The sequence below is a fragment of the Microbacterium oxydans genome (assembly GCF_026559675.1).
Lineage (GTDB): Bacteria > Actinomycetota > Actinomycetes > Actinomycetales > Microbacteriaceae > Microbacterium > Microbacterium oxydans_D.
Genome location: NZ_CP092891.1, coordinates 3,206,068 through 3,223,284, shown reverse-complemented (window position 1 = coordinate 3,223,284; position 17,217 = coordinate 3,206,068). Strand labels below are relative to the sequence as shown.

Sequence of the window (17,217 nt, the reverse complement as noted above, 5' to 3'; positions counted from 1 at the left end):
GACGCTAGATTTCGTGTTCGCCCGTTCTCGGCCCAGGTTCTTACGTGCTGCTTACGATCGCTCCGGAATGCCGGATTCCCAGCGGTTCTGCGGTCGTGGACACGTAGCGTGGGGGAAATGACGCAGCACGAGGCCCTCGACGATCGACGTGTCCTCGTCGTCGAAGACGACCCCGTCATCCAAGACGTCCTGGTCGGTTATCTACGTCAGGCGGGGTTCTCCGTCACGGCCGTGGGCGATGCGTTCGCGGCCCTCGACGACCTCGAGCAGTCCCGCGCCGACGTGGTCGTCCTCGACCGCATGCTCCCCGGTATCGACGGGATCGAGGTGTGTCGTCGTGTGCGGGAAACGAGCACCGTGCCGGTCCTGCTGCTCACCGCCCTCGGTTCGGAAGAAGACCGGATCAGCGGGCTCGAGGCCGGAGCGGACGACTACATCGTCAAGCCGTTCTCCCCCCGCGAGGTGGTGCTGCGCGTGCAGGGCCTGCTGCGTCGTTCGATCGCGACCACGGCTCCAGCGTCCGATGCCGCTGTAGGCGCCCTGCGGCTCGACGGTGCACGTCGCAGGATTCTGCTCCACGGGGAGGAACTGGACCTCACGTCCCGTGAGTTCGGACTCCTCGCCTTCCTGATGCGACGCCCCGACCAGGTGTTCGACCGCGGGGCGCTGCTCCGGCACGTGTGGGGATGGGAGATCGGCGACGAGTCGACCGTCACCGTGCACATCCGTCGGCTCAGGGAGAAGATCGAGCCCGATCCGGGGAAGCCGACCTACCTTCGCACCTCTTGGGGTGCCGGCTACTACCTGTGTGCGCCGAACTCATCGGAGATCAGTACGTGATGTGGCCCGCGGCCCTGTGGTCCGCGGTCATCGCTCTCGTGATCGGTGCCGCTGCGCTCGCCGTCATCTGGAAGACCCGAGACAAGCCCCTCTTCCTGCACGTCGTGATCGCCTCCTTGTCGGGGAGTGCCGTCGTGATCGGGTCTTCGGTGGTTGCCGTGCGTTTCATGGTGCTCGGGGCGGAAGACCTGGCGATCATCACCACCGCCGTCATCGTCGGTGCCGCGGTGTCGGCGGGCGTCGCCCTCGCCCTCGGCCTCCGCGTGCGGGCGGGCAGCCGTCGCCTCCACGCCATGACACGCGCGATCGCCGCCGGTGCCCAGCCGTCGGTTCCCCGGGCCGACACGAACCGCGAGTTCCACGATGTGGGCGCCGCGCTGAGCGATGCCGCACAGGAACTGCACAGGGCGCGCAGTCGGGAGCTGCAACTGGAGCGCGCGAGGGTCGAGGCGATCTCGTGGATCTCGCATGATCTCCGCACTCCGTTGGCGGGCATCCGCGCCATGGCGGAGTCGATCGAAGACGGCGTCGTCACCGACCCGGGTCCCTACCTGCGGCGCATCTCCGAGCAGACGGAGTCCCTCGCCGGCCTGGTGGACGACCTGGTCGAGTACTCCTCTGTCGTATCCGCTTCCGCGACACCGCGACGAGACTCGGTCGACCTCGTGGTCGTTACCGCTGCAGTGGTCGCGGCCGTGCGCCCGATCGCCTGGCAGAAGGAGGTCAGGATCGATCTCGCCTCACCTTCCGCTCTGCTCGTGACGGGGGATCCGAGGCGTCTGCACAGAGCGTTCCAGAACCTCGTGGAGAATGCCGTGCGCTACACCACATTCGGCTCGACGGTGAGGATCGTGCTGTCCGAGGACGGGCGCGGCGCAGCGCGATTCGATATCGAGGATGCATGCGAAACTGCGGATCCGCTCGCTCTCGCGCGAGTGTTCGAACCGGGGTGGCGGGGAGACGCGACACGGATGTCGTCACCGGGCACTGGCCTGGGCCTCGCCATTGTCCACAGCGTGGTCAGCGCGCATGCGGGCAGTGTCGTGGCGGACCTGGTGCCCGGCGGCTGTCGATTCCGGGTAGAGCTTCCTATTTCCGTCGATTGACGTCCGAACGTGTTGTCGACCGGAATACTGCCCTAGCCTGGATGAATGCGTGCGTACGAGTCTCGGCGGTGGAGGCAGCTGCCGTCGCCCGCCCGTCTTCTCGCGTTGGTGTTGGTAGGGCTCCTCGTGGCCACGGGCCTCGCCGTCTTCCCGGTCTCCGCGACGAGTGCGCACGCGATGACTCAGGTGCAGGCGGGATCCGGGTATCCCGGCGACGATGTCACGGTCGTCATCCGTAACGATTTCGCCGGCCCCGTCGCGTCCAACTGGACGGTGCGAGCGCCTGCCGGGACATCGATTGTCTCAGCGAGCGGGTCCGCCGCCTCGGGATCCTTCCCCTTTCCGTGCACGGGTGCTGGTGTGAGCGTGCAGTGCGGCCCCTCAGGGGCCGGAGGGTGGGGGCCGAACAACATCGTCACCGTCGTGCTGCGTATCTCCGACACTGCGGCTGCGGGATACACCAGCGCCCTCACGAACATCGTCGGCGGAGAGGAGGCGTTCTACGGGATCACAGTACTGGCGCCTCCGGCCCCCACGCTCACCGCTCCGGCCGACGGGCTTCGGACGCTCGAGACCTCCCCCGCGATCAGCGGCACCAAGCGTGCAGGCAACAGCGTGATCGCCTCGGTCGACGGGGCGAGCGTGTGCACCGTCGCGGCTGACGCAAGCACGACCTGGAGCTGCACGCCGTCGACGCCGCTCGCTTTCGGAAGCCGTGCCATCGCCGCGACCCAGGCCAGCCCCGCAGGTGACCTGTCCGCGGCCTCGACCGTGCACACGATCGAGGTGCTCGAGCCCGCGGCGCTCACCGTGAGTCAGGCCGGCCCGGCGAGCGCGGTGCCGACCGTGGCGTTCGAGCGAACGGTCAGCATCGGCAACTCCGGCCCTGGAACCGCGACCGGGGTCTCCGCTTCCGTCGAACTGGGAGGGCTTCCCGCGACGACCTGCACCGTTGCCGGAACCGCGACGGACTGCGCCCTTCTGAGTGGCGGCGTCGGCCTGGGCGATCTGGCGCCGGGGACGACGGTCGTGATCTCGATCGTCGGCAGGGTGCCCGCGGGGACGGCCGCCGGTACCACCTACACCGTCAGTGCTTCGGCGAGCTCGATCAACGACGCTTCCTCCCCGGTCGTCGCTGCGGCTGATGTCGTGGTTGCAGCGCCATCCGCCCCGGTGATCACCGGCCCCGCTGCGGGGAGCACCACGACGAATAGGTCGATCTCGATCTCCGGCACCGCCCTCGCCGGTGCCGCCGTCTCCGTGCACGATGCGGCGGGAACCCTCGTGTGCTCCGCGACCACGTCGAGCAGCGGGGCATGGAGCTGCGCGCCGGTGCAACCTTTCGCCGTCGGAACGGTCGCCGTGCGGGCCACGCAGTCGCTCGGCGGTCTGACGTCGCCGCGAAGCAGCACACGCACCTTCCAGGTGGTCGCGCCGACCGTCGTCTCGCCGCCCGCCGTCGCACCGCCGACGTCTTCGGGACCATCACGTCCGGCACCTGCGCCCGCGACCCCGCGGCCGACACCCGCGCCGGTACCTCCGCCGGCGGCGAAGCCAGACCCGACGCCACCCGTGCCGTCAACGCGTCCGCTCGCGTTGAACATTCGCTTTCCCGGGGCGTCGGTCGTCCCCGGCACCGTCTCCGCGATGCGTGGGACCATCGGACCCAGCACGGCAGACGAAGCCGTCACCATCACGTTCAGCGGCACGGTGGACAAGGGCATGATCTACCGCACCGTGCGTGTGGAACCGGGCGGCGAATGCGCCGTGCTCACCACCACGTTCTCGTGCACGATCACTCTCCTGCCCGGCGAGACCGCCGATGTGAAGATCCGTCTCTACGCAGACGCGCTCAATGCTCCGGAGAGGGTCCGCCAGCAGCTGGTCGTGAACTCGTCCGAGCGGGAACAGGCCAATGCGGCGACCTCGACGATTGAGGTGGCCGGTGGCGGTGAGGCCGCGACAGCGTCGTTCCTCACCCTCGATATGGCGAGCTTCCCCGGAGCGTTCCTCCCCCTGCTCGCTCTTCTGCTTTTCGCTCTCGCTGCGACGGTGACCGAGCAGGCTCGCCGCGCTCGCGTCGCGGCGGCCCCACCGATCCAGACCGATTCCGATGACACTTCTCGTCCCCAGGAGAACACTGAATGACTGTGAATGACACCGCCGTCCGCTCGCGTCGCAATCCTGCGCCCTGGATCCTCGGAGCCGCCGTCGCGATCCTGGCGGTCTACTACGTGATCGTCGGGTTCAGCGGTCTCCTCGACGCCTCCACCAAGGTCCCCCTCGAGGGGGCGGAGGAGAGCACGAGCGAGAACTATCTCACGCTGCAGATGAAGGTCCAGGAGGTCGACCTCACCAATCGGGTGATGAGTGCGAACATCCTGCCCATCCCTCATGGGGATCTCGTCGGTGACAAAGCGGGTGAGATGTCGCGCGGCCTGCGCATCGAGATCTCCAGTGGCGGGGTGACCACCTCGGTCGTGACCTATCCGGGGGAGTCGATCGTCGACCCGACGGCCATGAGTCTCTCGCTCGACCGCGGTGACAGCGCGTACCCGTTGGACCGCCCGTTCGCGAACTTCCAGTTGAGTGTTCGTGACGAGGAGTCGGGAAAGAGCATCCCGTTCGTGGTCCAGATGGAGAACTCGGCCCGCCCCTGGGTGCTCAGCGGAACCATGGAGGCACCGACGACCGTCGACGGGAACAGCGTCCAGCCCGTGACGATCGATGGCTTCCGTGATGCGCTCAGTGTGACGCTCGTGTCGTTCTATGTGCTCGCGATCCTCATCACGACGCTGATGGCTGTCGTCACGATCGGCAGCGCGATCCTGCGGCGCAAGCTGGAGTTCTCGAATGTCATCTGGCTCTCTGCGACGATGCTCTCCTTCCCGGCGCTGCGCGCGGCGATGCCGGGGGCTCCGCCCATCGGTACGGCCCTCGACTTCATCGTGCTTTTTCCCTGTATCTGCCTGATCGCGATCATGCTGGTGTGGACGGGCGGTTATCTTCTCTGGCGGGAGAGCTCGTTCTTCCGTCGCCGTGAGCTCGATGACGAGCTGGTTTCAGACAGGAACTAGCCGGGAGGATTCTCGACGTCGAGATTGTCAGATCGGAAGATCTGAGAAGAGCAGCATGAGTGCCGCGGCGCTCCCCGCCGACAACGCAGCCCAGACCAGGAACAGCGTCAGGCACAGAACGACGACGAGCGTCGACGAGAGCGCGCAGGCCGTGAAGCAGCCGAAGAGGCGAGCTTTTGATCGAACGTTCGTGAGACCGGAGCGAGCGCGATGTATCGCGCGGCGAAGGGGAGACATGCAACTCCTTGGAGCCCGCGATCTCGTCGGATGCTGATGGTCAACGTCGGGATGTGCCGGGGTGATCGCGAGTGATGGCAACTGGTCGAGGTGGGCCCCGCCGGGACCCGAACCCGGCGGAACCCACCTCATTGAGGGGAAAGCGGGCCACCCGCTCTTGGCTGACCCGTGCGACCATGTCTACGCGCGAGAGGCTAAAGCTGAGCGAAAATGCCCATCACGTTCAGAGCATTCGCGCAGGTGTCGCTCATCCATGATCACCTTCTCCGCACTGGGGCAGCAGCTTCCCGTCGCTCCATAGCGCCGCCCCCGGCCTCAGCCCTGAGTCGCCAGTCCCAACTCGTAACCGAGGATGACCGCATGCACGCGATCGCGGAGCGCGAGCTTCGAGAAGATCGAGTTGATATGGGATTTGACGGTGGATGGCGCCAAGAAGAACTCCACGCTGATCTCCGAGTTCGTGCGGCCCAGAACGATGGCGGAGAAGATCTCTCGCTCGCGTGGGCTGAGCACGTCGAGAACCCCACGGCGGACTTCCACGGCGTCGTCTGTGTTCGTCGGCACGGAAACATGCGGGGCTGGAGGGGTGAGATAGTGCTCGATGAGCTTGGCCGTCAGGCTCGGGGCCGCGACCGCTGACCCTGATGCGACGGTCTTCACCGCATCTATGAGGACTGCCGGCTTGCTGCTCTTGAGGAGAAACGCGCTGGCGCCGGCTTTCAGGCTGCCGAACGCGTACTCGTCCAGGTCGAAGGTCGTGAGGACGATGACGCGAGTGGCGGGGTGTCTCGCGGTGATGACGCTGGTGGCTTCGAGGCCGTTCATCACCGGCATGCGGACGTCCATGAGAACGACATCGGGCGGATTGGCTCCGACGATGTCGATGGCCTCCATGCCGTTGCCGGCCTCACCGATCACTTGGATGTCGTCGTCGGAATCCAAGATCAAGGCATTCCCGGTGCGCTCGAGTGGCTGATCGTCGACGACGACGACACGGATCGGTGTGCGAAGCGCGTGGGTCATCAGGAGTGTCTCCTCACCGGCAGGGATACGCGGGTTCGCCATCCAGGTCTCGACTGGTCCCCGCTCGTCAGCATCGGCCCCGCCTCGAACTCGCCGTGAAAGGCGGCGGCACGTTCTCGCATCGCACGCAGTCCCACTCCCGCGCCCACGCTCGGTCCGAGTGCGGCTCCGTGACCGTCGTCCGTGACGGTCACGGTGATGTGGCTTTCGAGGTAGACGACCTCGACGTCGACCCGGGAGGCATCGCGCGCATGTCGCAGAGCGTTCGTGAGGGCTTCCTGGACGATCCGGTACACGGTCGTCCTCAACGCCGGATCGGCGTCCGGCAACGGGCCGTGCTCCGACGGGCAGACGGTGAGGGCGACGGGAAGCCCCGCCGTGCGGAACACCTCGACGAGCTCGTCGAGCGACGGTAGATCATGGCCGGATGACTGCAGATTGCGGTCCAGATCATCGTCGTTCTCGCGAAGCACCCGAAGGATGCGCTGCATCTCCTCGAGCGTGTTGGCGCCGACGGTGGACAGCTGGTCGAGCGCATGCCGTGCCCGCTCGGGGTGCTTCTCCCAGCCGGCCGCGGCCCCTCCCGCGAGCGCGATCATGACCGTGACGGAATGGGCGACGACATCGTGCATCTCCGCTGTGATTCGCGCCCGTTCCATTGCCGCCGCGCGATCCTCACGCAGGGCGATGACCTCTTCGATCGCCATGCGTCGGGATCGGCTGGCGCGCACCGCGATACCGAGTGCGAGAGCGACCAGGGAAGTCGGTCGCAATCCGATCGATGCGGGATCCTCGCGGAAGTCCAGCAAGACCGTGGCATACGACGCCGCGAAGATCACCGCTTCGCTGAGGAGGAACCCAAGCAGAGCGACAGGCAGGCGGGCAAAGGCGGCCACGGCGTAGACGGCGAAGACGACCTCCACGAACGCGGGCAGCGGATTCGTCGTTGCGCTGGGGTTCAGGGTCGCAAGTGCGAGAACGACGATCAGGGCGATGAGCGGATGGGAGCGGCGCCACCAGAACGCGACCGCGATGCCCGCGACGCACAGGTATCCGAGCCAGGCATGTGGAGGCGGGCTGAGGATAAGCGCGGCGACGGCCGGTACCGTGCAAGCGAGGATCACGACGACATCGGCGATGCGAGGGCGATCAGCGAACCAGCGGACGAGGCGTGGTCGCCGCAGCACTGGCTCGTCGTATGCCGCGGCGTTGTGGTTCATCGGCTTTCCGCTCCTCTCCGTGTGCTCCCAGTCTGGCGCTTCATCCCCGCGAATGCTCGGTGAGAGATACGCGGAGTCCCGACACTACGGGGTCGCGAAAGTGCTGACCACCACCCACAGGTGGAAGTGGGCCGAGGCCGGCCATCGAGGTTCGACCCGTGGTTGGTATCGGCGCCCGGGGCCTGATTTCTAGCGTGAACAGTGCACGTCACAGCGTGCCCATCGCCGGAAAGAGGACCGAAATGAACACGCCAGCAACGGCTCCGCGTCGAGACGTCGGCGATGCCTCCGCCGCGTTCGAACCAGTGGGAAGAGCGTCATGAACCTGTCCTTCTTCCTCGGTCTGCTCGTCGCGTTCGGGGGCGCACTGCTGCTCGCATCCGGGTCCGAGTTGCAATCCCGCGCTGTCTACGAAAGCGAGGGGCGTTGGTGCACCTTCACACGTTCGCCCCGCTGGCTTCTCGGGCTCCTGCTTCTCGGAGTGGCGGTGTCGACCAACTTCATCGCCCTCGCATTGACTCCGGTCAGCGCGGTGCAGTCGATGAGCGTCGTCGCGCTCGCCGCCTCGGCCTCTTTCGGTGCCCTCGCGGGACGGGTGACGATGACTCGCGCCGGCGTGCTGTCCGTGCTGCTGTGCATGATCGGCATCCTCGGGTTCGTCGCCATCCTGGCGACTCATCCTGCGTCCGGCGCGCCAGCTCTCGATCACCATGCGCAGCTCGTCGTCACGACAGTGATCCTCGCCGGCCTCACGGCACTGGGGGGGAGCGCCGTGCTGCTCGGCCGCAGATCATCGGTGACGGGCGCCCGCGTGTTCGGTCTCATCATGGGGGCGATGGTGTTCGGCAGCATCACCACCGTGTTCAAGACGATCGTCACGCTCGTGCTCGAGGACGGCCTGGTCGTCACTCTGACGCAGCCGGCGACGCTGCTCGGGCTCGGCACCGTCGCGCTCGGAGGGCTCGTCGCGAACCTGCTCCTGCAGCGCTCGCACCGGTTCTTCCCCGTCCCGGTCGTCGTCGCCGCCCTCACCATCGTCGACCCGCTCGCTGCCGCCGTCGTCGGGATCGTGGTCCTCGGTGAGGTCTCGCTCACCCTTCCCGCCATCGCCGGGTTGATCGCGTGCGGTGCGATCGCCTGTGTGGGCGTCGCGGGCGTCAGCAGGCTCCGTCGGAAGACCATCCGGCCCGCGCCGGCTTCGGTCCCGGAATCCCCCGTCTCCCACAGTTAGGAACAGCCATCATGCACATCGCGTTCTTCAGCGACCAGCACCCCGCCACTCTCGGCGGTCTGCAGGTCTCGCTCGGACTGCAGCGGAAGCATCTCGAGCTCCGCGGACACACGGTCACCGCGTGCACGCCGAAATCGAAGCGCACCCCGTCGAGCCAATATGCCCGCGCCGATGATGTGCTCGTCGGGGCCGCCCAGGTCGGCGAGCATTCGTTCAGCATCGCCGGCCCGCGATTCGACGAGGCCATCGACCGTGCGTTCGCCCGGAAGGCGCCCGTCGACTGCGTGCACATCCAGGGTGACGTCTGGGGTGCGTGGAACGGGTATCGGTTCGCGGCACGGCACGATCTGCCGCTCGTGCATACGATGCACACGAACATCGAAGTCGGTCTGCCGGCGATCCTCCCGTTTCCGCGTGCGATCTTCCGGATGCTCTTCGCCGCGCAGCAGCACTATCTGAACGCCTCGAAGATTCGCACGATCGCCGACTACACGAGAGCCTTCGCCGACCGCGCAGACGTGGTGATCGCACCGAGCACGCATTTCGCTGCACGCCTGCACACCTACGGTATCGATGACGAGATCCATGTGCTTCCGACGGGAGTCGACGACGCACTGCTCGACGTCGTGCGGACTTCGTCTCGAAAGCCGAGGAGCAGGCCCGTTCTCCTCTGGCCGGGGAGAGTCAGCCAGGAGAAGCGCATCGGCGACTTCTTCGAGGCTTTCGCGAGGGCGGGCGTCGACGCCGATGTCCATGTGTACGGTGCCGGGGGAGACCTGGCCCATGCTCGGAGGCGCACGGTCGAGCTCGGCATCGACTCGCACGTCACCTTCTTCGGAGCCGTGCCCCACCAGGACGTGCTCTGGGCGATGCGCAACGCTGACGCCGTCGTGCAGAGCTCGATCGGCTACGAGACGCAGGGCCTGACCGTCTACGAGGCGGTATCCGTCGGTACACCGGTGATCCTGCGAGACAGGAACATCGCCCTCGACCTCCCGGAAGACCTTCGGTACACGGCGGCGGACGCGTCCATCGCGTCGTTCTCCGCAGTCATCCGCGAATTCGTCCGGTGCGAGCTCGCGGCCGGCACCCGGCGCCCGCCCTCTGAGAGTTTCGCGCAGAGTCGACTCACCGCCCGGGCGGAAGAGCTGTACGAACAGGCGCAGGCGATTCACGGACGACGCCGATCCCAGAGGCTCGAGGTCGGGGCGCCCCATGCGGCATGACGCAACGGAGGTCACCACGGTCAGCGCGTACGGGTCGAGGACAGCCGTCCACGCCTACGGGCCGGAAGACGGTCCAGGTGTCCTCGCGGTACACGGCTTCCGAGGCACGCACTTCGGTCTCGAACCGCTCGCGGTCGGGCTCGCCTCGCACGGATATCGGGTGCACGTGCCGGATCTCCCCGGTGCCGGTCGGTCCACCCCGCTCGAGGGCGTGCACGACGCTGCAGGGTACGGTCGCTGGCTGGTTGAGCTCACGCAGCAGATGCCCCGACAACGGATGCTGCTGGGCCACTCGTTCGGTACCGTCATCGTCGGGTCGGCCATCGCACGAGGAGCCGAGCACGACGCCGCCGTGCTGGTGAACCCGATTCTGCAGCCGCCGATGAACGGACCGCGCAAGCTCGCCACTGCCGCAGCCCGCGCGTACTACGCCCTCGCGAGCCTTCTCCCCGAGGACCTCGCACATCGCCTGCTCGCGAGCAGACTGGTCGCAGGCGTCGCAGGTTCTCTCATGACCAGCACCAGAGAACCTGCGCTTCGCAAGTGGATTCGCGAGGAGCACCTCCGTGAAGCCGGGTCCTTCGCGTCACGGAATGTCGTGCTCGAGAGCTTCGCGGCCTCATCCGTGGAGACGTTGGCCGGCTTCGTCGACGCCATGGCGTCGCCCACGCTGATTCTTGGGGCCGACGCTGACCCGCTCAGCCCTGCCGAAGCCTGCACACAAGAGGGGAGCGGTCTTCGGAGCGGCACGTTTCATGTCTTCCCGAACAGAGGGCATCTTCTGCCGTACGAAGAGACACGCGAGCTCACCCGGCTCATCGCCGGGTGGGACCTCGACGTGGTCGGGCACCCTCTGTCCATGTGAGATCAGCTCTTCCAACGCCCGCCGTTCTCCCAGAACTGCCCGATGTCGTCCAGAGGGCGCCCCTTGGTCTCGGGCGCGAGCCACACGACGAATACGAAAGCGGCCGCAGCGAGCAGGCCGAAGACGACGAACGTTCCGGCGCCTCCGAGCTGGGTGAGCATGCTCAGGAAGACGGCGCCGACGATCACGTTGGCGACGAGGTCCGAGGTCAGCATCGTGCTGGCGCCGAGCGAGCGCAGGTGCGCGGGCATGGCCTCGCCGGCGTAGACCCAGACCAACGAGCCGAAGCCGAAGGTGAAGCCGGCCGTGAAGAGCACCAGGCCGACGAATCCGAGTGCGACGAGCATCCCGCTGAACTCGCCTCCTCCTGCGAGGAAGACGAACACGAGCAGGATGTTCGCGGCGATCATCGTTCCGATGCCGATCAGCAGCACCGGGCGTCGGCCGAGACGGTCGATCACGAGCAGTGCCACGAAGACGGCGAGGAGCCCGGCGACCTGCACGAGAGCGGAGAGGCCGAGCTTGACGATGTCATCGGTGAAGCCCATCGCCTCGAAGATGCGCGGGCTGTAGTAGACGATCGCGTTGATGCCGGTGATCTGCACGAAGAACCCGAGTCCGACGACGAAGACCGTGGCGCGCACGTAGGGCCGGCGAAGCATGTCGGTCCAGCGCGCTCGCCGACCCGTCGACTGCGCTGCGGTGATGGCTGCGATCTCGGCCTCGATGTCGATGCTGGTTCCCTCCAGGCGCGCGAGCGTCCGGCGGGCGTCCGCGACGCGCCCCTTCATCAGATACCAATGAGCGGTGTCCGGCAGGCGGAGGAGCACGCCCGTGATGATGATTCCGGGGACCGCCGCGAGACCGAGCATCCACCGCCAGCTCTCGGTAGGAGCGAGAGCCATCGCGATCAGGTATCCGAGGATGATGCCCACGACCGTCGCGACCTGATACATGACGAGGAAGGCTCCGCGAGAGCGGGTCGGTGCCGATTCGGCGACGAACACGGGGACGACGACGACCGAGACCCCGATGGTGACCCCCAGGAGGAACCGGGCGACCACCAGCACGAGCAGCGTGGGCGCGAGACCGGAAAGCAGTGAGAAGAGGGCGAAGGCAGCAGCAACGAGGACCATGGCCGGTTTCCGGCCGACACGGTTGGCGAGGGAGCCACCGAGGACAGCCCCCAGGATCTCGCCGACGACGACGGTTGTCGTGACCAGTTGCTGTTCGCCGAGCGTGAGGCCGAAGTCGTCAGCCAGATAGAGCATCGCCCCGCCGATGTTCGACGAGTCATATCCGTAGATGATTCCGACTGTGGCGGCGGCGATGCCCACGAGGAGAGCGAGGCGGCTGATCCGCGGGATGGGGGGAGTGGTCATGGGGGCCTCTTCTGTGACTGACGGATGCGTGCACACCCGCCGCGGCGTATGGGATTCGGTCTGCGTCTCGGGGGAAGGACAGGGTCAATCGGCGGGGATCTCGGTGACCTCGCGGTGGTGCAGCGGCTGCACGGGGCGGTGGTTGTCGGGGTAGACCTTCGTGAAGGTAGACAGCTGTGCGGGCGAGATGCTCTGCGGCTCCAGGAAGACGTTCCACTGGACGCCCTGGGTGCACGGCGGCGTAGTGAGCGATCCTTCGTAGCGCGCGCTCGCGGAGTCGGCCGGGACCAGATCCGAGGCGTCGATCGGCGTTTCCAGCTCGACCTCTTTGCCGTTCTCCTCGGGGATCTGAGCGAACAGATCATCGAGCGAGGAGTTCGCAGCGCCCTCCTCGAGAAGCACCCCCAGGACGAGGACATCGCCCGCGGCGCTCTTGTGGACGAGGTGGAGCTCGGCGTCGGCGGCAGCACCGTCGATCAGGTGCTCGCTGTGCGCGTGGAAGTGGAACTGCTGCAGCACGTACTCCGTGCCGCCGAACGTCACGATGTTGTTGTCGTCCTCGTCCGGGACGGCTTCGATCGTGTGTCCGTTGTTCTCCAACTCATAGTCGCCCGCGTGATACGCGAAGGTCAGAGCGGGGGAGGTAATGTCGACCTTCATGTCGGCGGTGACGATGTCGATAGGAGATTCCATCGAGGAGTCGGTATCTGTGCATGCCGGAGCCTTCTCCCCCCAATGATCGGGGCCTTCGGACCCCTTGTACGACCAGTCGTCACCGGTTCGCGTCGTGGGTTTCGGTTCGGGTGGGGCCGGGGTGCTGCAGGCGGCGAGCGCGAATGCCGCAGTTGCGACCAGTGCCGCAGCGGGGGCCCAGGATCGGGTGTTCATGGATGCTCCAGACGAGGGAATGGCGGGGTGCCGTGGAGTCCTGACTGGACTCGATCAGACCACGCTTTAGTCATCTGAACATATTAGATGATAAGATGAGTAAGATTCGCCTCTCGAATCAGACGATCTCGTATCGTCAGTCCGGTCGCTCGCCTGGGGAGGTGGGCGACCGGGCCATCGGACTGCGCGTGTCGGCGCCGGATGTCAGGGCGCTTGGCTCGCTCGGCGTTTTCGCGTGCCGGCCGGGGTACGCAGGGGTCGGGGTCCCGTGGCCGATGGCAGATCTCGTACCGTGGTCTGATGTGCTCAGATGGTTAGAAGGTCAGGATTGAATCATGAGCCTTCCAACCGCATCAACCCCCTCTCCGTCTGCTCCTCCCTCACGACGGGACATCGTCGTGGGTGTCTTCACACTCGTACTGTGGGCCGGCCTCATCACGGTCGCGGCCGTCGGCATCGGGGCGGCGACCGGATTCTCCGGCTGGGCGGGTGTGGTCTTCTCTGTGCTGATTGGGACGCTCATCGGCACAGTGTGGCTCGGAGGGTTGCGGTCCATCGCGATCCTCGCCGCCTACCCGTTCGCCGCCCACCGGGAACGCAAAGTCGATGTGGCCCGTCAACTCGAGATGCGCACGGCTGGGGCGAGCCAGCTCGCTTCAGAGACCCATGTCGCTTTGCTGTACTGCACGGCGAACGACTTCGACGCGGACGCCCTCGCCGCGTCGATGCGTCAGACTCACCCTGGTGTGAGCACGGTCATCCTCGACGATTCCTCTGACGCGACGATCCGTCGCGAAATCGACGCGTTCGCCCGCCTTTCCGGTGCCCACGTCATGCGGCGCGCGGAGAGGACCGGCTACAAGGCCGGAAACCTCAACCACTTCTTCGCCACCCGGCCCGCTTATGACGCGTTCGTCATCCTCGACAGTGATGAGGTGCTCCAACCTGACTTCGTCGAGCGTGCACTCGCCCGCCTCTTCCATGAGTCCGCCACGCGTGGGGTCGGTGTCGTACAGGGGCGTCATCGCCCTCACCGTGGTCAGTCGCGCTTCGCCGACGAGTTCGGGCCGATGTTCGAGACGCACGTGAAGGTGACGCAGCTCGTTCGCTCGGCCTACGGCTTCTCGTTCTTCATGGGACGCGGTGCGCTCATCACCGCGGAGTGTGTGGACGCCGTCGGCGGTTTCCCCGAGATGGTCATGGAAGACCTCGCCTTCAGCCTCGAAGTGCAGCGAGCCGGGTTCGACATCGTCTATGCGCCCGAGCTCGTCAGCAGCGAGGACTACCCGGTCGACTATCACGCCTTCAAGAAGCAGTACGGCAAGTTCGTCGAGGGCGCCACCGAGTTCGTCGGACGGTACACATCGACGATCATCCGGTCCCGTCTGAGCGCTGCCAAGAAGATCGATCTGCTGCTCGACACGGTGATCGCTCCTGCTGGTGCCGCGTTCGCGATCATCATGTTCCTCGGCGGTTTGCTTCCACTCGGACCGGATGGGGGCGCGATCATGCCGACATGGATGGGAGCGACTCTCGCGATCTGCGGTGTAGCGCCGCTCCTCGGCGAGGTCTTCCGTCGCATCGGCGCACGTCACCCGATCGGCGCCGCTGTGTTCCTCGGCCGTGGGCTTGCGCTCTTCGCCTCGATCACCTGGGTCACGATCCGTTCGACCGCCAGGGTTGCCTTCGGCAAGCGGGCTGTCTTCGCGGTCACGCCGAAGCGCCGCAGCACGAAAGGATGGCGAGCGACCGTCGCGATCGAAGTGGGCGTCGCGTGCGTCGCCCTGATAGCGGCTCTCCTGCTCACGCACTCCATCGCCCCGGCGCTCGTCTTCGCGGGCTGTGCTGCAGCGGCGTGGTACCTCACGGCCTTCAGTGGCAAGGACCGTGCCGCAGGCGCCGTCGGGAACATGCGGTCTGCGGTGGGCGCTGTGCCGCGGGTCGAGCGCGTGGTGTCGCTACAGGCTGCGTGATCGCTGTGCTCACCTGCACGAACCCACTGGCTCAGGCTCTCGGTGCATTGTGTGCCTTCGGCGTCATGCGGTTGTCGATATTGGCCAACCGCCGCTGCCCCCAGAAAGATCCTGCGACACGAGCCGAAGCAGCCTCCACGCAGACGCCGAAGGGCTTCGTGCGATGACGGCGCTGAACCCGGTCAACGAGGGCTGCACAGGGCCGGGGCGTCGGAGCTCCTGCATCTCGAGTGAGCGGTCGGTGCGCCCGGCTGCACGTGGCGGCCAGGCGCACCGGAGCTAGCTGGCAGAGTCCTCGCTGATCGCGGCGAGACCGGCGGCCGCACAGGCCTGGTCGGCATCTCCGGAGGGAGCGCCACCTACGCCGATGCCGGCGATCGAGGCGTCGCCTGACTTGACGGTCACTCCGCCAGCCAGGAACAGTGTGCCGGGGAGGTCGCGCAACGCATCCGCACGGGCTGCGAGGTCGCTGGTGTTCGCGCCGAAGGCCGCAGCCGTATATGCCTTCTCCTTCGAGGCTTCGATGGTGTGGGCGGCCGCGTTGTCGCCCCGCACGAACGCCTGCAGCTGACCGGACCGATCAACCACCGAGACGCTGACGAATCCGAGGCCGTCGGCCTGACACTGGGCGAGCGCGGCCTGGGCTGCGACCATCGCGGTCTCCGCGCTCAGGCGCGCCGGGGTCACTACGCTCTCCTCCGTCACGCTCACGACGGACGCCACCTCGGTCGGTTCTTCGTCGGAAGCCGAGTCGGTGGCCGCAGTACAGCCGACGAGGGCAAGAAGGCCTATTGTGGCGCCGGCCATGGCAAACAAGGAGCGGCGGGGACGGATGTTCATGAGTGAGTCCTTTCGGGTGATGGGGTCTTCTCCATCCTGTGCTGGGGTCGATTCGCGCGCATCGACCGTTCAGCCCGAGCATGATCTATCGAACGGTTGATGCGCTTCTCAGGTGACTGGGGATACTTGATGGAGGTATGAACACCCAGATCGCGTCCCTCTCCGTCGTCCGTCCTGCGGAGATGAAGTCCATAGACCTCGCCGTGGATATCTCGTTCGCGGTCCTGCTTGTGGTGTGCGGGTCCCGGTATCTGGGTAACCATGGTCTCGACGACATGGGTGCACTCGTGCTCGCTGGCGCTTCCGTCTCATGGATTGCATATCTCATCGGCCGAGTCGGACATCCCACCCCGGTCCGTCGACGCATCGGTGCCGGTCTTGCGATCGGCATCTGGATGCTGCTCGTCGTCGGCGCACCAAGCTTCGCCTGGTGCGCCGTGCCGCTCTTCTTCGCCGCGCACCGGGCCTATCCGACGGGGTGGGCCTTTGGCGTGACGGCACTTATCGTGATCGCTGTCGGAGTGAGCCTGTTCCGCTGGTCTGAGTGGAGCGACGCGGGAATGCTCTTCGGACCACTCTGCGCCGGAGGCATTCTCACGCTCGCATACGCTGCCCTTGAACGGCTGCATGAAGTGCGTGGAGCATTGATTGCTGAACTGGAGGACACGCAGCAACGGCTCTCGCTCACAGAGAGGGAAGCGGGTATCGAGACGGAACGGCGACGCGTCGCCGCGGAACTGCATGACACCGTCGTGCAGGGGACAGCCAGCGCGCTGCTGCTTCTCGAAACAGATGAGCAGCGCATGGGGACGGTATCTCCGGGTGCCGCGAGAGCGCAGGACGTTCTGCGCGCCAATCTGGTCGAGACCCGGCGACTGGTGAACGGGCTGTCGACTGCAGATCTCGCAGGCAGGTCACTGGGCGCAGCCCTGGCCGACGTCGCCGCAGAAGCGGGCGCGCAGTTGCACATGATCGGGACGGAGCGGCCCGTGACCGAGAGCCAAGCCCACGCGCTTCTCAGAGTGGCCCAAGAGGCAGTCGCCAACGCATCACGTCACGCCCGCGCTGAGCGCATCATCGTCACACTCACCTACGCGGCCTCGCAGGTCGGCGTCGACGTCGGAGATGACGGTGCAGGCTTTGACGTTCTCGCCACCCCTGACCCCGAAGCCGGCTACGGGCTGAGAGCGATGCGCTGGCGAGCGATCACCGCGGGAGGCGAACTCGAAGTGGCATCCGCGCCGGGAATGGGAACCATCGTCTCCATCACGGTACCGACGCACGATACGGATATTGCGGGATGATCCGA

At 66.4% G+C, this 17,217-nt stretch carries 14 protein-coding genes; 9 read left to right on the top strand and 5 right to left on the bottom strand.

Going from position 1 to position 17,217, the window contains the following annotated elements; translation table 11 throughout:
• Positions 1-117: 117 nt before the first annotated feature.
• The 4 genes from MME74_RS15565 (at position 118) to MME74_RS15550 (ending at position 5,023) form a co-directional block, all read left to right on the top strand.
• Complete coding sequence (locus MME74_RS15565; protein ID WP_267415971.1) at positions 118-840, top strand: response regulator transcription factor; 723 nt, start codon at positions 118-120, stop codon at positions 838-840.
• Positions 840-1,946: a sensor histidine kinase gene (locus MME74_RS15560; protein ID WP_267418596.1), complete on the top strand. Its 1,107-nt coding sequence runs from the start codon at positions 840-842 to the stop codon at positions 1,944-1,946. The genes MME74_RS15565 and MME74_RS15560 overlap by 1 nt, the downstream gene beginning before the upstream one ends.
• A 423-nt stretch (positions 1,947-2,369) precedes the next feature.
• A complete protein-coding gene (locus MME74_RS15555) occupies positions 2,370-4,094 on the top strand; it encodes a hypothetical protein (protein ID WP_267415970.1) in 1,725 nt (574 codons plus the stop codon).
• Positions 4,091-5,023: a DUF4436 family protein gene (locus MME74_RS15550; RefSeq protein ID WP_267415968.1), complete on the top strand. Its 933-nt coding sequence runs from the start codon at positions 4,091-4,093 to the stop codon at positions 5,021-5,023. The genes MME74_RS15555 and MME74_RS15550 overlap by 4 nt, the downstream gene beginning before the upstream one ends.
• Positions 5,024-5,575: 552 nt before the next feature.
• On the opposite strand, the gene MME74_RS15545 is transcribed toward MME74_RS15550, so the two are convergent.
• Both MME74_RS15545 and MME74_RS15540 read right to left on the bottom strand, forming a co-directional pair.
• Positions 5,576-6,283, bottom strand: coding sequence for a response regulator transcription factor (locus MME74_RS15545; RefSeq protein ID WP_267415967.1), 708 nt, complete (start codon positions 6,281-6,283; stop codon positions 5,576-5,578).
• The gene (locus tag MME74_RS15540; RefSeq protein WP_267415966.1) at positions 6,283-7,503 is read right to left on the bottom strand and encodes a sensor histidine kinase; all 1,221 of its coding nucleotides are present in this window, start codon (positions 7,501-7,503) and stop codon (positions 6,283-6,285) included. The genes MME74_RS15545 and MME74_RS15540 overlap by 1 nt, the downstream gene beginning before the upstream one ends.
• 319 nt (positions 7,504-7,822) lie before the next feature.
• On the opposite strand from MME74_RS15540, the gene MME74_RS15535 reads away from it, so the two are divergent.
• Genes MME74_RS15535 through MME74_RS15525 form a run of 3 tightly spaced genes read left to right on the top strand, consistent with a single transcriptional unit; the run spans position 7,823 to position 10,825 of the window.
• A complete protein-coding gene (locus MME74_RS15535; RefSeq protein WP_267415965.1) occupies positions 7,823-8,734 on the top strand; it encodes a hypothetical protein in 912 nt (303 codons plus the stop codon).
• A gap of 11 nt (positions 8,735-8,745) precedes the next feature.
• On the top strand, positions 8,746-9,960 hold the full coding sequence (locus MME74_RS15530; protein ID WP_267415964.1) for a glycosyltransferase: 1,215 nt from the start codon (positions 8,746-8,748) through the stop codon (positions 9,958-9,960).
• Positions 9,950-10,825 carry an alpha/beta fold hydrolase gene (locus MME74_RS15525; protein WP_267415963.1) on the top strand — a complete coding sequence of 292 codons (876 nt, stop codon included), beginning with the start codon at positions 9,950-9,952 and terminating at the stop codon, positions 10,823-10,825. The genes MME74_RS15530 and MME74_RS15525 overlap by 11 nt, the downstream gene beginning before the upstream one ends.
• A 2-nt stretch (positions 10,826-10,827) precedes the next feature.
• Here the strand turns inward: MME74_RS15525 and MME74_RS15520 are convergent, their stop codons facing one another.
• Positions 10,828-12,207: a sugar porter family MFS transporter gene (locus MME74_RS15520; RefSeq protein WP_267415961.1), complete on the bottom strand. Its 1,380-nt coding sequence runs from the start codon at positions 12,205-12,207 to the stop codon at positions 10,828-10,830.
• An 84-nt stretch (positions 12,208-12,291) separates the two neighbouring features.
• Positions 12,292-13,095, bottom strand: a complete 804-nt coding sequence (locus MME74_RS15515) for a carbonic anhydrase (RefSeq protein ID WP_267415959.1) — start codon at positions 13,093-13,095, stop codon at positions 12,292-12,294.
• A 335-nt stretch (positions 13,096-13,430) separates the two neighbouring features.
• On the opposite strand from MME74_RS15515, the gene MME74_RS15510 reads away from it, so the two are divergent.
• Positions 13,431-15,068, top strand: a complete 1,638-nt coding sequence (locus tag MME74_RS15510; protein WP_267415958.1) for a glycosyltransferase — start codon at positions 13,431-13,433, stop codon at positions 15,066-15,068.
• 279 nt (positions 15,069-15,347) lie between these two features.
• Here MME74_RS15510 and MME74_RS15505 read toward each other — a convergent pair whose 3' ends face one another.
• Positions 15,348-15,908 carry a GlcG/HbpS family heme-binding protein gene (locus tag MME74_RS15505; RefSeq protein ID WP_267415957.1) on the bottom strand — a complete coding sequence of 187 codons (561 nt, stop codon included), beginning with the start codon at positions 15,906-15,908 and terminating at the stop codon, positions 15,348-15,350.
• Positions 15,909-16,045: 137 nt separating this feature from the next.
• Between MME74_RS15505 and MME74_RS15500 the strand changes: the two genes are divergently transcribed.
• Positions 16,046-17,212, top strand: coding sequence for a sensor histidine kinase (locus tag MME74_RS15500; protein WP_267415956.1), 1,167 nt, complete (start codon positions 16,046-16,048; stop codon positions 17,210-17,212).
• Positions 17,213-17,217: the final 5 nt, after the last annotated feature.

Coding starts and splice junctions, on each gene's coding strand:
- MME74_RS15565 (WP_267415971.1), top strand. CDS start 118: ATGACGCAGCACGAGGCCCTCGACGATCGACGTGTCCTCGTCGTCGAA.
- MME74_RS15560 (WP_267418596.1), top strand. CDS start 840: ATGTGGCCCGCGGCCCTGTGGTCCGCGGTCATCGCTCTCGTGATCGGT.
- MME74_RS15550 (WP_267415968.1), top strand. CDS start 4,091: ATGACTGTGAATGACACCGCCGTCCGCTCGCGTCGCAATCCTGCGCCC.
- MME74_RS15545 (WP_267415967.1), bottom strand. CDS start 6,283: ATGACCCACGCGCTTCGCACACCGATCCGTGTCGTCGTCGTCGACGAT.
- MME74_RS15540 (WP_267415966.1), bottom strand. CDS start 7,503: ATGAACCACAACGCCGCGGCATACGACGAGCCAGTGCTGCGGCGACCA.
- MME74_RS15535 (WP_267415965.1), top strand. CDS start 7,823: ATGAACCTGTCCTTCTTCCTCGGTCTGCTCGTCGCGTTCGGGGGCGCA.
- MME74_RS15530 (WP_267415964.1), top strand. CDS start 8,746: ATGCACATCGCGTTCTTCAGCGACCAGCACCCCGCCACTCTCGGCGGT.
- MME74_RS15525 (WP_267415963.1), top strand. CDS start 9,950: ATGCGGCATGACGCAACGGAGGTCACCACGGTCAGCGCGTACGGGTCG.
- MME74_RS15520 (WP_267415961.1), bottom strand. CDS start 12,207: ATGACCACTCCCCCCATCCCGCGGATCAGCCGCCTCGCTCTCCTCGTG.
- MME74_RS15515 (WP_267415959.1), bottom strand. CDS start 13,095: ATGAACACCCGATCCTGGGCCCCCGCTGCGGCACTGGTCGCAACTGCG.
- MME74_RS15510 (WP_267415958.1), top strand. CDS start 13,431: ATGAGCCTTCCAACCGCATCAACCCCCTCTCCGTCTGCTCCTCCCTCA.
- MME74_RS15505 (WP_267415957.1), bottom strand. CDS start 15,908: ATGAACATCCGTCCCCGCCGCTCCTTGTTTGCCATGGCCGGCGCCACA.
- MME74_RS15500 (WP_267415956.1), top strand. CDS start 16,046: ATGAACACCCAGATCGCGTCCCTCTCCGTCGTCCGTCCTGCGGAGATG.